The following is a 15,589-nucleotide window of genomic DNA, read 5'->3' as shown; positions in this document are numbered from 1 at the left end:
TAGTTGCTGTTACACAGTTTTCACGAAATATAAAAGGAGGAGACTGATGAAGAAAAAAATTTTTGTAATCGGCGCAGTTCTTATAGTTTTAATTTCGGGAGGAGTATATTGTATGACAAAATGGATTGAACATCAAAATTCGCCATATAATGTTAGTGACGTTTTAGACGATAAAGGAGTGAAACTTTACAAACGAGGATTTCGTTTGTTGGAAGAACAACTGGCGACTTACATCAAAGAACACTATTCAGGAGTTAGTAAAATTGAGTTTTCACCAATTTTTGTCCAAGGTGGGGATGGACAGACTATGTTCGATGCTAATATCGTTCCCGTAATTTATGACAATCATGGGAATAAGGCTTATTTAGGGCGGAAAGTTGGTAAGCATGGATATGCAAGCTACGGTCTTTTAGGAGATCTACGGTTAGATTTTAATGGATTTGATGAGGAAGTGATTGAAATTGATGTAGATGGTAAATTTCTTGACATAACGAATTACAAAAGTTTTCCTCCAAAAGCTAAATTAACAATCAACCCCTCAATGGATGAAAATATTGAAGCGCTTGTTAAAGATGGACAACTAAAAGATGTGGTTAAAAGTGAAAAAGGCAGTCTAAAAGCAGAAGTTGCCTATAATACAGAAATTAGGAAAGGAAATGAGTGGGAATGGCGTTGATAGAATGACATTGTTTATATTAAATAGCACTTAGTAAGGCTAAAAGATGTTAAGAAATCAGATGTAGGAAGTCCGAATGATGAAATAGACTACAACTTAGAAATTAAAAGAGGGAGCTACTCAGAATGGGAATAATCTTTGATTAAACAGGGAAATTTCTGTTTATGGATAATATGGCAGGAAAAATCGTCAAGAATATAAATATTGTTATATACTATAAACAGGGAAAATGGATTCGTTTTCATTTAGATATAGAGGTGACAGTTAATGAAGAAAAAACAACTTGTAATTATAGCTGTATTAAGTACCTTAGTTTCAGGAGGGGGATACTGTATGACAAAATGGATTGAACATCAAAACTCACCGTATAATGTTAGTGATGTTTTAGACGATAAAGGAGTGAAACTTTACAAACGCGGATTTCGTTTGTTGGAAGAACAACTAGCGACTTACATTAAAGAACACTATTCAGGAGTTAGTAAAATTGAGTTTTCACCAATTTTTGTTCAAGGTGGGGATGGGCAGTATATGTTTCATGCCAATGTTGTTCCTGTCATTTATGATACTCATGGTAATAAAGTCTATTTAGGTCGAACAGTTCAAAATTTCGGTTATGCTAGTTATGGAGATTATGGTGATGTCAGATTGGATTTTAATGGATTTGATGAAGAAATAATTGAGCTGAGAGTAGGAGATGATTTTATTGATATTGCAGGCAATAAAAAACTCCCTGAGGAAGTCAAATTATCATCTAAACCCAAGATGGATGAAAACATTGAAGCGCTTGTTAAAGATGGACAGCTGAAGGACGTGGTTAAAAGTGAAGAAGGCAGTCCAAGAGCAGAGGTTATTTATAATACAGAAATCAAGAAAGGATATCATTGGGAATGGCATTAAATGATGAACAGGTACAGGAATTACAAGTTGATGTGTTAAAAATAATAAAAGAAAAAAATGTCAATGAACAATTTCGTCTTGAAAGAAGCGGAAAGAAATATCAATTAATCAACGAAGTCAACGAAACCACCCAAGCCATTGCCATTGCGCCTCTTAATAATCAAGGACAACCAGACTACAGTCAAACGACCATCGTGGTAGCTGGAACTCAGGCACCTAACGGAGATATTAATAATCATGTTTTAGAATCTGGATTCAATGCAGTAATGGCAAGAAATCAATTAACAGAACAGACAAAGGACGTTCGGGATTTTTATAACCAATCATTATCTAAGGCTAAAAAAATGGCTGGAACAGGACAAGCAGTTGATATTAGTAATATGTCGGGATTTAGTCAAGCGGGACCAGCAGTTGCTAAAGTAGCTGCGGAGATGAAAGTCCAGAAGATTACAAATTTCATGGACTGGGGTGCGTGGAATTCGTTGACAAAAAATACAGCCGATTATAGAGGTATTAGTGATGAAGAATTAGCATATCTTAATAAACACTTACATTCATACAGTGATCAAGGGAAAGATTTAACAAGTTGGGATGGTCATGGAGGGATCATTCCGTATGGAAAAGTATTTACTGTAGAGGGAAAACATCATAATGCTGGCTTACCAAAGATTAAAGGTAATAGTCTAGATATTAAATGGTATATAAAAAATAGTCTTTTCTGTTCTGGCATGACTGAAAAACAAGTGAGGGAGATTGCTAAAAGAAAAGCTAAGGCTGCTGAAAAATTTGACTTGTCTAAGCTAGAGACATGGTTTGATAGTACAGATCCAGAGTCTTATATCAAAGAATATTTAGAAAAATATGGTTCTTTTGCCCCAGAACCCACTAAACAAGAATTACTCACTTTAAATAGACAACGCATTGGTGAACTGCACGCTTCTTTGAAAATGAGTTCCGGCAGTCAAATGATTAGCTTGAGAGAAGAATTAGTTCGTACAAGCGCGCAAACTGCTCAGCTACAAGCTGAGGAATATGAGCAGGCGATCAAAGATAGACTTGCAAATGCCAAGGAAAGTGTCTCTCAGCACATAACAGAACTACGATCGACAGCGTATACGGTGGCTCATAACCTTTCTGGTGGAGAGATAGAGGATTTACTATCCGAGCTGAGCTTTGAACTAGCTTGGAATACTGGAATAGAAGCAGCAACTCTTTCCTCGGCCAACTCATATCAAACGAAAATGACAAGTATAGCAGGAAAATTAAACAAGGCAGCTGATAGAATCGTGGAAATTGACCAAAAAGGTAGCCAGATTTTTGGGGAATTATAGGAGGAAGCGTATGATTGAACCAATTATAGAAGATCGAGCAGAAGCAGAGCGTATCAAAAAAGAGTATCTGAGGATACAGGAACATCTGGCCATTCGAGGATTAATCTCAGCCAAAAGAGCCACTCTCCTTGAAGAAAGTCGTCTATTGCAAGAATGGCTTACCAATCAGGCTGAGACGATGAAATCATTCTCATCAGTTCAAGTTCCTGCCGATTTGGAAGGTGCTTTTTCCGGATTAGCAGCCGAATCGATTAAGAATGTTTTAACTGAAATCTCAACACCTCATTTGATGAGCCCAATTCTATAGGAGGTTTTATGGATACAAAAAAGCGGATGGCGCAATTAGACGATGAACATATAGCATTTCGAAGAAAAGCCAGTGAATTGGAATGGGATTATCACGATATGAAACGGGAGGCTAGAAATTTTTCGGAGGAAATGAGTAATTGGGTTATATCATTTTGTCGTCACAGTTCGCCTGTTGATTCATCTTATATATTAAATCAAATCGAGGAAAATCGAGAAGATTTTGAGCGGAAAATGAGGCGTTATGAAGATCGACTGAATGAAGTCTGTCAAGAAGAAAATCGCTTGTACAATAAAAAATTGGACGCACTGAAGAAAGAAACAAAGCAAACTTGAACTTCACTTTTCTTTTGAGACGAATCTGTCAGGCAGGCTAAGCTTGTCTTTTTTTTGTTTTTGGGAGGAGAAAAAGAAAGACGAGGTGAGTTTAAAAGGATTGCTTTATGTTTAAAATCAAAAATCAATTTTGAATTAGTTGGGGAGAGTATAAAGTCATTAAATATGGTAAAATAGTAACAGATGAATTTTGAATGGAGGTTGGTTCAATACTACCCCCTTCAATTAGATGAGGAGAAAAACATGCAAGCAGTTGCACATTTTATTGATACTTTTGTTCCAGAGCACTATGATCTCTTTTTGGATTTAAATCGTGCGGATAAGACTTTCTCAGGAAAAGTTACCATTACTGGTGAAGCCAAAGCTGAGAAAATTTCCTTACACCAAAAGGATTTGACGATTGAGGCCGTAGAAGTGGCTGGACAAGCTCGTCCCTTCACTCTTGATAATAATAATGAAGCTCTTTATATTGAATTGGCAGCAGCAGGCCCTGTGGAAGTAACCTTGACCTATACAGGTAAGATTACAGATAATATGACAGGGATTTACCCATCTTACTATACTGTGGATGGAGTGAAAAAAGAAATTATTTCTACGCAGTTTGAGAGCCATTTTGCCCGCGAAGCCTTTCCGAGTGTGGATGAGCCAGAGGCTAAGGCAACTTTTGATTTGGTTTTGAAATTTGACCAAGCAGAGGGTGAGTTGGCCCTGTCTAATATGCCGGAAATTGATGTTGAAAACCGCAAAGCGACTGGCGTTTGGAAGTTTGAAACGACTCCACGTATGTCTTCCTATCTCTTGGCTTTTGCTGCAGGTGATATGCAAGGAATTACTGCTAAAACCAAGAATGGAACTTTGGTAGGAGTTTATGCGACCAAGGCCCACCCAGAGAGCAATCTAGAGTTTGCTTTGGACATTGCGGTTCGCTGTATTGAATTTTACGAAGAATATTATGGAGTCAAGTATCCTATTCCCCAATCCCTTCATGTGGCTTTGCCAGACTTTTCTGCGGGGGCTATGGAAAACTGGGGCTTGGTGACCTATCGGGAAATCTATTTGCTGGTGGATGAAAATTCAACAGCTCTGAGCCGTCAGACAGTTGCCTTGGTTGTTGCACACGAACTAGCTCACCAATGGTTCGGAAATCTAGTGACCATGAAGTGGTGGGATGACCTTTGGCTCAATGAAAGCTTTGCCAATATGATGGAGTATGTCTCAGTTGATGCGATTGAGCCTAGCTGGAAAATTTTTGAAGATTTTCAGACCAGTGGGGTTCCTTATGCCCTCAAGCGTGACGCGACAGATGGCGTTCAGTCGGTCCATGTAGAAGTCAAGCACCCTGATGAAATTAATACTCTTTTTGATGGGGCGATTGTCTATGCTAAGGGGAGTCGTCTCATGCACATGCTGCGCCGTTGGCTGGGAGATGATGCCTTTCGTAAGGGGCTAGGTGCCTACTTTGAGAAGCATCAGTATGATAATACTATCGGTCGTGACCTCTGGGACGCTCTTTCTCAAGCTTCTGGCCGTGATGTAGCTGCCTTTATGGATGCTTGGCTTGAGCAGCCGGGGTATCCAGTTGTCACTGCTAAGGTCGAAAATGACATCTTGATTTTGACCCAGAAGCAGTTCTTCATTGGGGAGCATGAGGACAAGGGCCGTCTCTGGCCAGTACCGCTCAATAGCAATTGGCAAGGACTTCCAGATACTCTGACGACAGAAAGACTGGAAATTCCTAATTATGCAGCCTTGGCAGCGCAAAATGAAAGAGCTCTGCGTCTCAATACAGAAAACACAGCCCACTATATTACAGATTATCAAGGTGAGTTGCTGGATGCTCTTTTGAATAATGTCAGCTCTTTGGACAATATCAGTAAACTGCAAATCGTGCAGGAGCGCCGACTTCTGGCAGAGTCTGGTAAGATTTCCTATGCAGACCTGCTGCCAGTCATCAGTAAGCTGGCAAACGAAACTTCTTATATGGTGGTTTCAGCTGTTTCCCAAGTTCTAGAAGGGTTGAATCGCTTTGTGGATGAAGGCAGTCAGACAGAAGAAGATTACAAAGCCCTGTTGAAAGTTCTCAGTCAAAGTAATTTCGACCGTCTTAGTTTTGAAAAACAGGAAGGCGAAAGTGATGAGGATGAGATGGTTCGCCAGCTGATTGTGGGTAATATGATTAAGGCGGACGATGAGACAGCTAAAGCTCAAGCAAGCCAGATTTTTGACCGCTATCGTGATAATTTGGAAAAACTCCCTGCCGCTATTCGCCTGCAGGTGCTAGTCAACCAAATCAAGCATCATGAAAGCAAGGAGCTGACTAATCTTTATCTGGACCTGTATGTCGCTTCAAATGATGGAAGCTTCAAGAATGCTCTTTCTACAGCCCTTTCTTATACGAAGAACAAGGAAACCTTGGATGAACTTTTAGCGACTTGGAAGGATAAATTTACTGTGAAACCGCAGGATTTATCAGCTTGGTATGCCCGTTTCCTCAGCCGTGATTTTACTCAAGAAGCAGTGTGGACTTGGGCGCGTGAGAATTGGGACTGGATCAAGGCAGCGCTAGGTGGCGATATGAGTTTTGATAGCTTTGTCATTAGCCCAGCAGTGGTCTTCAAGACAGAGAAGAGATTGGCAGAGTACAAAGCCTTCTTTGAGCCACAGTTGGACGATATGGCTATCAGCCGTAACATCAGCATGGGAATCAAGGAAATCGCGGCGCGTGTTGACTTGATTGCCTGTGAAAAAGCAGCGGTTGAGAAAGCTATCAAGGCATCAGTCTAGCATATCGAAAAGATCAGATTATAAAGTCTGGTCTTTTTTCTTGTTTAGAATCCCATAATTTCAGCCTTCTTTAAGAAAAAATTCAGTCCCGTTTAAGCAAGCCTCCCTATAATAATCCTAGCATGTGAAAGGATATGGGCTTGTGTACTCAAGGTTTATATTACTTCATCATGTTAAAATCCATGAAAATATGAAATTTAGAAAGAGGAAAACTTTAAAATGGATATGGAAAAAATGATTGTAGTTAAGAAGAGTACCAAATGGTGGATGACCGTAGTAGCTAGTGCATCCTTAGCTGTCGGAGCGGTCGGTGGCTATGGGATTGCTGCTTTGACTCAGAGAAGTCCGCAGCAAAGCTTGGTGCAGGCTACTATGCCACAGCAAAACAATCAAGAGGGCAAGATGCCAGGTCAAGGTGGACAACCTCCTCAAGGTCAGGGACAGGGAAATGAAAATGGCATGCCGCCTCAGATGGGTGGACAAAACGGTCAAGATGGACAAGGCGGTCCCGGAGGTCAGCTCCCTCAAGGAAACGGTCAGCAGGGTGACTCGCAGCAGGAAAATAAATCAAAAAAGAAGCCATCAAACGCTGACGGTACAACAAAAGATGACAAGAGCAGTGAGACAATAGAAAATAATTCGAAAACAACAAATTCTTAAAGTATTTTCAATAAGTCATGATATAATAGAAAAAGATAGGTTAAGATAAGATGAGAAGTGCTTGTCATGTCTCTATTAAACGAAACGACATAAGCTTTTTCTAAAAAGGGAGGAACAGGATGATTAAGATTTTATTAGTAGAGGATGACCTCGGTCTGTCAAACTCAGTATTTGATTTTTTAGATGATTTTGCAGATGTTATGCAAGTCTTTGACGGCGAAGAAGGTTTATATGAAGCAGAAAGCGGCGTGTATGACTTGATTTTGCTGGACTTGATGCTACCAGAAAAGGATGGCTTTCAGGTGCTCAAAGAATTGCGTGAAAAAGGGGTTACCACTCCTGTCCTCATCATGACTGCCAAGGAAAGTATTGATGATAAAGGCCATGGTTTTGAACTCGGTGCAGATGATTACCTGACCAAGCCATTTTACCTGGAAGAGCTTAAAATGCGGATTCAGGCCTTGCTCAAACGTTCTGGTAAGTTTAATGAAAACACCCTGTCCTATGGCGATGTAGTGGTCAATCTTTCGACCAATTCGACCTTGGTAGACGGAAAAGAAGTAGAGCTGCTGGGCAAAGAGTTTGACTTGTTGGTTTACTTCCTTCAGAATCAAAATGTCATTTTGCCTAAGACACAAATTTTTGACCGTTTATGGGGCTTTGACAGCGATACGACGATTTCTGTGGTGGAAGTCTATGTATCCAAGATTCGGAAAAAATTGAAAGGAACGGCTTTTGCGAATAATCTACAAACCCTTCGCAGCGTCGGTTACATTTTAAAGAATGCTGAATAAACTCAAACAAACCTTTTATGCGGATGATTTTTCTTATTTCATTCGCTATTTTGGTGTATTCACCCTGATTTTCTCAGCTATGACTTTGATTATTATCCAAGTCATGCGCTCCAGTCTTTATACGACCGTTGATGATAATCTAAAAAGTTTAAGTCAAAGTCCGGCTTCTGTTGCGAGTTTGGCTTATCGGACAACAGGCCAGCAAGAGCAAGATCCGAAGAACCTAGAACATGACCAAGCTCCTGATATCAAGATTGAGGAACCGGGCAGGGCAAATGTCAGTGCCAACACTTTTGCTATTCTTTTGGATGATGATTACCACAATTTGACGGCGCAGAATGGTTTTTTGAACTTTGATTCGGTCAAATTTAACAAGCGTTTCCTTAATCAAATCAAACAAATTCAGCTGACCAATAGTTATGGGCAGGTCGAAAGTTACCGGGCCTATCTGTTTGATATTGACCCAGATGATGAAATTGAACATGTCAAATATGCAGTGGTCATGACTGGTATCAGCCAGCTGGAGCAGACCAGTGAAAAGCATGAGAAGCTGATTGCGATTGTCATGATTAGTTTTTGGGGCATTTCTTTGATTGCTAGTATTTACCTAGCACGGATGAGCGTCAAGCCTCTCTTGGACAGCATGCAAAAGCAGAAGTCCTTTGTTGAAAATGCTAGCCACGAATTGCGGACGCCTCTAGCTGTGCTGCAAAATCGACTGGAATCTCTCTTCCGTAAGCCTGAGGCTACAATTATGGAGTCTAGTGAGAGTATCGCATCCAGTTTAGAGGAAGTGCGAAATATGCGTCTACTCACGACCAACTTACTCAATCTAGCAAGGCGAGATGACGGCATAAAGCCAGAATACGGTGAAGTCACGCCAGACTTCTTCACGACAGCTTTTTCTAACTATGAGATCATCGCTGAGGAAAGTGATAAGGTCTTTCGATTTGAAAATCTAGTGTCAAAATCAATCACGACGGATAAAGTCTTGCTCAAGCAGCTCATGACCATCCTTTTTGATAATGCCATCAAGTACACTGAAGAAGATGGAGAGATTCATTTTATGGCTTTGGCCAGTGACCGGAGTCTGATTTTGCGGATCTCTGATAATGGGCCAGGGATTGCCGGGGACGATAAGAAGAAAGTTTTTGATCGTTTTTATCGGGTGGACAAGGCTCGAACTCGTCAGAAAGGCGGCTTTGGACTGGGACTATCTCTAGCGAAACAAATTGTAGATGCCTTGAAAGGAACTATCACAGTCAAAGATAATAAACCACGCGGCACCATCTTTGAAATCAAAGTGCCTCTAAAGTCGGATATCAGAAAGCGAATCAGCAAAGGCTGAAAAAATTTTCATTTAATTTACAATTTTGACAGATTCTGCGGTATAATAGAGGGAAGAAAATAAAGAGGTGAAGATTATGACAGCAAAAATGCTACACACTTGTTTACGGGTAGAAAATTTGGAGGCTTCTATTACCTTTTATGAAGATGCATTCGGTTTCAAGGAACTGCGTCGTAAGGATTTTCCAGAATACGCTTTTACCATTGTTTATCTAGGTTTGAAAGGCGATGACTATGAGCTGGAGCTGACCTATAATTACGATCACGGACCTTATGTGATTGGTGATGGCTTTGCTCATATCGCACTTAGTACGCCTGATTTGGAAGGATTGCATGCTGAGCATGCTGCCAAGGGTTATGAAGTGACTGAGCCGAAAGGCCTGCCGGGCAATCCGCCAAATTACTACTTTGTCAAAGACCCTGACGGCTACAAGGTTGAAGTGATTCGAGAGAAAAGTCTTTAAAAATAGGTTAAACTTGTATTTTAGCACTTGTAAAATACAAGTTTTTTAACATCAGAATCACTTTGTGATAGACAGTTTAGGGGAAAATAGATGAAAAGACAAGATAAAAGAAAGCATACTCAAAAAAGGAGATTTTTTCTCAGTCTCCTGAATGTGTTTTTCTTAGGGCTCCTGATTTTAGGTGCTGTGCGAATCCATGCGATTTTTCAAGAAAGGGATTTTCAGAAAAAGGTCGCAGAAGTGATTGCAAAGGAAGAAAAAGAGCATGCTGGCAATGCTGAGAAGCAGGCTGGAATGATAGGCAGCCATTATGTGGCAGCTTTTTATCCTCTTATGAATGGCCAGCCTTTTCAAAGCGCTAAAGAGCAAATGTTACAAGATAGTCAGAGCATTACAGATGACAAGAAACAGGCTGGAAATATGACTGCCTTGACCTTTTACTACACAGAAGAAAGGTCATCCAGTCTGGCAAATACAAAGGAAATGGTCATTCAAAGGAAAGATTACGACATCATAAAGAGAACCATCAAATCTGAGGATGTAAGAGAAATCGCTTCAACTTATATAAATCAAGAGGGAGCAGTAGTGACCTTGGACAAGCTGTTTCAAAATCCAGAAGCCGCCAAGGAAATCTTTATAAATGAGCTGACCAGTCAGTTGACCTTTCGGCAGGTTAATGAAACAGATCAAACAGCAGCTTTGAATGCCCTTCGAGAAATGGATATGAGTCAGTGGAACTTTCATTATGAGGCTGGCTTGTTCTCTATTCGTTTGCCCAAAGAAATTCACGGGGTGACGAGCTTGATGGTGCCTCTCTCAAATTTCTACGACCAAATCCATCCTGAATATCTGCAGGGCGATGATTTGGAGGCTTATCATCAATACGAAATCAAACGGCATGAGAAAATGGTGGCTCTGACCTTTGACGATGGCCCAGACAGTAAGACAACCCCTCAGGCCTTGGAAATTCTGAAAAGATACAATGCTAAAGCGACCTTCTTTATGGTGGGACAAAATGTTGCAGCCAATCCAGAGTTGGCCAAACGTGTTCATGACGAAGGTCATCAGCTTGGCATTCATACCTGGAGTCATCCAGTCCTGACCAAGCTGCCTCTGGACCAAGCCAAAAAGGAAATCACAGACACGCAGGAGGCTATTTATCAAGCCGCAGGCATTCGGCCTTTGATTACACGGCCGCCTTATGGGGCGGTTAATGCCGCAGTGCAAAACGCAGTAGATCAGTCCTTTATCATGTGGAATGTGGACAGTCTGGATTGGAAAAATCGCAATACCAGCGCTATTATGCAGGAGGTGGCCAAAACCCAGCCAGGCTCCATTATTCTCATGCACGATATCCATCAGACGACCATTGATGCTTTACCGAGTGTTCTTGAGTATCTAAAGAATAATGGTTATACACTAGTGACAGTTGATGAGCTACTAGAAAATCAGCTTCAACCACATCAGATTTACTATAGCAGAAATTAAGAAAAGCATTGGAAATCTTGAATTTCCAATGCTTTTTGCTTTACTATCATCAGATAATAATATCGATTACTGTAATTCTCACTCAAGGCTGCACATACAGTTCTTGTTTTTTCAGGATAATTTCTCGAACAGAGGCATATTTTTTGAGAGCTTTTAGTTCTTCTGGATGGCTGATGAAGGTGATGACATAGCCTTCCTTACCCATCCGACCTGTTCGGCCAGAACGGTGAGTATAAGTTTCCAGATCGCGCGGCACTTCGTAGTTAACCACGCATTCTAAAGAATCAATATCAATGCCACGGGCAACCAAGTCCGTCGCCAGCAAGAGCGTGATATCGTAATTTTTAAATTTTTCCAGAATAACTTTGCGGAATTTTACATTGACATCGCTGGCTAAGGAAACTGCACTAGCTCCTCGGTACTGTAGCTTTTCTTCGGCGCTGCCCAAATCTGACAAGCTGTTGAAAAAGACTAGACCACGAAATTCTTCTACATTGGATAGTTTGCGCAAGAGTTCGACCTTGTCACGCTTTTCCACCTGCATATAGAAGTGCTGGATATTGTCCAAAGTCTGGTCGTCAATGCTGATGCGTAGAGTGTTTTCGGCAATCTTATCTTGATCGAACTTTGCCGTAGCACTCATGTAAATCAGCTGGTGATCACGCGGTGCATAATGCAGAATCTTATCAACAAAAGCGTACTGGGAATCACTGAGAAGCTGGTCAAATTCGTCAAGGATAATAGTGTCGACGTTCATCATCTTGATTTTCTTTAGCTTGATCAGCTCAAAAATCCGCCCCGGTGTACCAATGAGGATTTCCGGACCTTTCTTAAGACGTTCGATTTGCCTTTTCTGGCTATTACCAGAGAGGAAGAGTTGGCTGCTCAAGCCCAAGGGCTCCGCCCAAGATTTACAAACATCAAAAATCTGGCCAGCCAGCTCTGTATTTGGAGCTAAAATCAAAAGCTGCTGCGCTTTTTTAGGCTTCAATTTCAATAAGCTAGGAAAGAGATAGGCCAATGTCTTGCCCGTACCAGTCGGACTGATGCCTAGCACTGTCTGACCCTGAGAAATGGGCTCGAATATTTTTTCTTGGATGGCAGTCAGTTCAGCAAAACAGAGCTGATTTAGCTGTTCCTGCCAGACTGTTGGAAATGTTTCTTTAATCATGGTCAACCTCAAATCTAATGCCAGCATCTTTTCTCATGGCAAACATGCACTCATGAACAGTAGCAGCAGCCTGCAAATAGTCACTGTAAAGCTCTTCTTGGCCACCTTTAAGCACCTGAGCAAAAGCCTGAGCCTCTTCCAGCATTTGGTGGTCTGCTTGGCGGATAGCTAGACTTTCCGTCTCTCCATTAAGCTTTTGGAAAATAGCAGAGCGGATATATTCGATACCGTCTAAGGTCAGGGTGCCTTGGTTTGTGTAGATTTCAGCTGGCAGCTGGCTGTTGATATTTTTTCCAGCCTGAATGCGGACCTGGAAATCAGGATAAATCAGACTGCCTGAACCGTTGAGATCAACACTATTTGGCAGTTGTTGAGCTGTGTAGCAGACGCTTTGTGGAGCGTCAAAAAGCCGGACAGCAGCATAAATCGTATAGACCCCCAGGTCCATCAGAGCACCGCCTGAAAATTTAGCAGAAAAAACATTGGGTTCTTGTCCACTCAGCAGGGCTCCCATCTTGGAGGAGTATTTGGCATAGGTAAAGTTGGCTCCCCATATTTTCTTGTCTTTAAGGAAGTTACGAATAACTGCAAAAGCTGCTTCGTGGTAGTTTCTGGCTGCTTCAAAGATATAAACCTGATGTTCAGCTGCCAGCTTGACCAATTCTTGCCATTCTTCTGGTCTTGATACAGCCGGCTTTTCAACAATGACATGTTTTCGAGCCAAAATGGCTACCTTGACATGGTTGAAGTGGAGGCTATTGGGACTGGCGATATATACCACATCTAGGTCGGTAGATAGGAATTCAACTATATCGGTGTAGAGGCCGACATTTTCATAGGCTTCCGCAAAACGCTCCGCCCCACTAAGTGTCCGCGAATAGACAGCTGCTAACTCATACTCACCACTTAGTCGGGCTGCTTTGATAAACTCATGGGAAATAAATCCCGTGCCAATGATACCGAGTCTTAACATGCTTTCTCCTTTTATAATGATTTTCCTAATTTTTCTTGATTCACCCTTTCATTATATCATGAATTGCGGTAAAATAGATAGGATAACAAGTAATGGAGAGAACAATGCAAAACAGACCTATTATTATCGGTGTTACAGGAGGCTCAGGTGGCGGGAAAACCAGTGTTTCTCGAGCGATTCTTTCTAATTTTCCTAATGAAAAGATTGCCATGATTGAACACGATTCCTACTACAAAGATCAGTCCCATCTGACTTTTGAGGAGCGGGTTAAGACCAACTATGACCATCCTTTTGCTTTTGATACAGACCTCATGATTGAGCAAATCAAGGAACTTTTGGCTGGTCGTCCAGTGGACATCCCGACCTATGATTATACGGAGCACACTCGCAGCAACAAAACTTATCGTCAAGAACCACAGGATGTATTCATTGTGGAGGGAATTTTGGTCTTGGAAGATCAACGTCTACGCGATTTGATGGACATCAAAATTTTCGTCGATACTGATGATGATGTACGGATTATCCGCCGGATTAAGCGGGATATGGAAGAGCGCGGCCGCAGTCTGGATAGTGTCATTGAGCAGTATCTTGGTGTCGTTAAGCCCATGTATCACCAGTTTATCGAGCCGACCAAGCGCTATGCGGATGTCATCATTCCAGAAGGCGCTTCTAACAAAGTTGCGATTGATTTGATTACCACCAAGATTGAAAAGATTTTGGAGGAAGCAAGAGAAGGATAGAAAGGAAGTCTGGCGTTACACTGGACTTTTTGGGTCAATGATGAAAAAGTTAGTCAAAAGAGAATTTCATTCGCGATCGAAGTTTTTTGCTTGTCTGCTGACTTTTTGCGCAGGCTTCGTGGATGCCTACACTTTTATGGAGCGCGGGGGTACCTTGGTCGCTGGACAAACAGGGAATGTCGTCTTTTTGTCCGTTGAGCTGATTCACCATAAAACTGGAGAAATTGAAGTGAAACTGGCTACCATGCTGGCTTTCATGCTGGGCATTTTCCTGATAACTGTTTTACGCCCCATTTTCGAGCAGTCTTTATGGCGGGTAACTAGTATCTCGCCTCTGGTGCTTATCTGTACCTTGGTAGGTTTTATGCCAAATACGGTGCCAAATATGTTTATCGTTCCTCCAATCGCTTTTTGTATGGGAGTCGTTGCGACAGCCTTTGGCGAAGTAGATGGCATTGTCTATAATAATTCTTTTATGACAGGAAATATCAAGAAAACGATGGTAGCTTTTGGAAATTTTGTCCGAACTAGCGAAAAGCCGTATCTGAAAGAAGGTATCTTTTTCGTTGCTTTGTTAGGAAGCTTCATCACCGGAGCTATTATTTCTACTTACCTCATCCAATTTTACGCTTTGCGAACGATTTGGATTGTTGCAGTGATTCTTTTTGCTTTTATGATGTTCCGCTTGATTCAGTATGTACGAAGATAGAGACGAAGTGGCTTAGGAATGAAGAAGCTTGATTAGTACATTTTGAAAAAATAGAGGAATATGAGAAAAATAATTTTTATTGGACAGAGCGGCGACGAGGTTGTCTATTACAACACGTGAACAAAAGAGGCTCTTGTAGCAAATAAGGATATCTTGTTAAATACCGAAGGAGCAAGGAAATCTAATAGAGCCATTATTCCTTTGGTTTTGCTTTTTACATTATTTGGCGGAGGTACTGGACTTACGGTTTTTTTCTTTACTACTCCATTTAGATTAAACAAGAGGATGATTCCAATTGTTTTAGTGTCCATATTCTTAGTTTTTGTTAGTAGTATATATATGTTGGAAACAGCCTTATATAAAAATGTTCGATCCACAGTTTTAGCAAGCGAAGAACAGTTTAAAGATGCAGTTAATGGAAGTTTAATATGGGAAGGATTTTCTGATAAGAAAGCAACATTTGGTAAAATTTTCCTTTTCTTGTTTGTTATCTTGGTTCTTCTGTTTTGTATAGGAATTGTAATTTTATTTGGAATACCAGAAATGCTTAAGGAGTTTGTAAAATCTCAAAATTCAAAGATTGAATCTGTTCAGATTGATTGGAATGAAACTATGTGGGAAGAAGTTGGAAATGGTACCCCACAAGGTGGTGGTGAGGTAGTTAGCATTTTCGGAGAATTTAACAATATAGAAGAGTCGGATTGGAGTGTCATGTTTGAAATTGAAAATGATGAGGTGATTTTTGATTCTATGATATTAAGCGGTCCATTACGAATAGGGGGCGGTCCTTATGAGTAACAGTAATTTAAAAACTTTTGATAATTTTTATGCTGATTTAGCGCAGTTTGCCAATTTCAAATTTAACGAGAATACTTTTCAGAAGTATTTTTTTAATGCATTCATGATATAATAA

At 40.9% G+C, this 15,589-nt stretch carries 15 protein-coding genes and 1 pseudogene; 14 read left to right on the top strand and 2 right to left on the bottom strand.

Annotation, left to right across the window (positions count from 1 at the left end; translation table 11 throughout):
* The first annotated feature begins 46 nt into the window (after positions 1–46).
* From AC5FEC_RS03230 to AC5FEC_RS03180, 11 genes are all read left to right on the top strand, one after another.
* Complete coding sequence (locus AC5FEC_RS03230) at positions 47–676, top strand: hypothetical protein (RefSeq protein WP_493661280.1); 630 nt, start codon at positions 47–49, stop codon at positions 674–676.
* 267 nt (positions 677–943) lie between these two features.
* Positions 944–1,573: a hypothetical protein gene (locus AC5FEC_RS03225; RefSeq protein ID WP_037617954.1), complete on the top strand. Its 630-nt coding sequence runs from the start codon at positions 944–946 to the stop codon at positions 1,571–1,573.
* The gene (locus AC5FEC_RS03220) at positions 1,564–2,904 is read left to right on the top strand and encodes a hypothetical protein (RefSeq protein WP_493661279.1); all 1,341 of its coding nucleotides are present in this window, start codon (positions 1,564–1,566) and stop codon (positions 2,902–2,904) included. The genes AC5FEC_RS03225 and AC5FEC_RS03220 overlap by 10 nt, the downstream gene beginning before the upstream one ends.
* 10 nt (positions 2,905–2,914) lie before the next feature.
* Complete coding sequence (locus AC5FEC_RS03215) at positions 2,915–3,211, top strand: hypothetical protein (RefSeq protein ID WP_493661278.1); 297 nt, start codon at positions 2,915–2,917, stop codon at positions 3,209–3,211.
* Between the two features lie 8 nt (positions 3,212–3,219).
* The gene (locus tag AC5FEC_RS03210; protein ID WP_493661277.1) at positions 3,220–3,546 is read left to right on the top strand and encodes a hypothetical protein; all 327 of its coding nucleotides are present in this window, start codon (positions 3,220–3,222) and stop codon (positions 3,544–3,546) included.
* A gap of 243 nt (positions 3,547–3,789) precedes the next feature.
* On the top strand, positions 3,790–6,330 hold the full coding sequence (locus AC5FEC_RS03205) for a M1 family metallopeptidase (RefSeq protein WP_493661276.1): 2,541 nt from the start codon (positions 3,790–3,792) through the stop codon (positions 6,328–6,330).
* A 219-nt stretch (positions 6,331–6,549) separates the two neighbouring features.
* The gene (locus AC5FEC_RS03200; RefSeq protein WP_493661275.1) at positions 6,550–6,990 is read left to right on the top strand and encodes a hypothetical protein; all 441 of its coding nucleotides are present in this window, start codon (positions 6,550–6,552) and stop codon (positions 6,988–6,990) included.
* 119 nt (positions 6,991–7,109) lie between these two features.
* Positions 7,110–7,784, top strand: a complete 675-nt coding sequence (locus AC5FEC_RS03195; RefSeq protein ID WP_125387876.1) for a response regulator transcription factor — start codon at positions 7,110–7,112, stop codon at positions 7,782–7,784.
* Positions 7,774–9,132 (top strand): sensor histidine kinase, encoded by a 1,359-nt coding sequence (locus AC5FEC_RS03190; RefSeq protein ID WP_493661274.1) that lies wholly within the window; start codon positions 7,774–7,776, stop codon positions 9,130–9,132. The genes AC5FEC_RS03195 and AC5FEC_RS03190 overlap by 11 nt, the downstream gene beginning before the upstream one ends.
* Positions 9,133–9,208: 76 nt before the next feature.
* On the top strand, positions 9,209–9,595 hold the full coding sequence (gloA, locus tag AC5FEC_RS03185) for a lactoylglutathione lyase (protein WP_493661273.1): 387 nt from the start codon (positions 9,209–9,211) through the stop codon (positions 9,593–9,595).
* Positions 9,596–9,685: 90 nt separating this feature from the next.
* A complete protein-coding gene (locus tag AC5FEC_RS03180; protein WP_493661272.1) occupies positions 9,686–11,083 on the top strand; it encodes a polysaccharide deacetylase family protein in 1,398 nt (465 codons plus the stop codon).
* A gap of 82 nt (positions 11,084–11,165) precedes the next feature.
* Here AC5FEC_RS03180 and AC5FEC_RS03175 read toward each other — a convergent pair whose 3' ends face one another.
* Both AC5FEC_RS03175 and AC5FEC_RS03170 read right to left on the bottom strand, forming a co-directional pair.
* A complete protein-coding gene (locus AC5FEC_RS03175) occupies positions 11,166–12,254 on the bottom strand; it encodes a DEAD/DEAH box helicase (protein ID WP_493661317.1) in 1,089 nt (362 codons plus the stop codon).
* Entirely contained in the window at positions 12,247–13,227 is a 981-nt protein-coding gene (locus tag AC5FEC_RS03170) for a Gfo/Idh/MocA family protein (protein ID WP_493661271.1), read from the bottom strand. The genes AC5FEC_RS03175 and AC5FEC_RS03170 overlap by 8 nt, the downstream gene beginning before the upstream one ends.
* A gap of 104 nt (positions 13,228–13,331) precedes the next feature.
* Between AC5FEC_RS03170 and udk the strand changes: the two genes are divergently transcribed.
* From udk to AC5FEC_RS03155, 3 genes and pseudogenes are all read left to right on the top strand, one after another.
* Positions 13,332–13,967: a uridine kinase gene (udk, locus tag AC5FEC_RS03165; RefSeq protein ID WP_217472574.1), complete on the top strand. Its 636-nt coding sequence runs from the start codon at positions 13,332–13,334 to the stop codon at positions 13,965–13,967.
* Between the two features lie 40 nt (positions 13,968–14,007).
* Complete coding sequence (locus AC5FEC_RS03160; RefSeq protein ID WP_493661316.1) at positions 14,008–14,676, top strand: YoaK family protein; 669 nt, start codon at positions 14,008–14,010, stop codon at positions 14,674–14,676.
* Positions 14,677–15,216: 540 nt separating this feature from the next.
* Positions 15,217–15,474 (top strand): annotated as a pseudogene (locus AC5FEC_RS03155) (hypothetical protein); the annotation flags it as partial.
* Positions 15,475–15,589 lie beyond the last annotated feature (115 nt).

The sequence above is a fragment of the Streptococcus sp. STC1396 genome (assembly GCF_058933875.1).
Note: the sequence above shows the minus strand (reverse complement) of the source record. Positions and strands in the feature narration are given on the sequence as shown.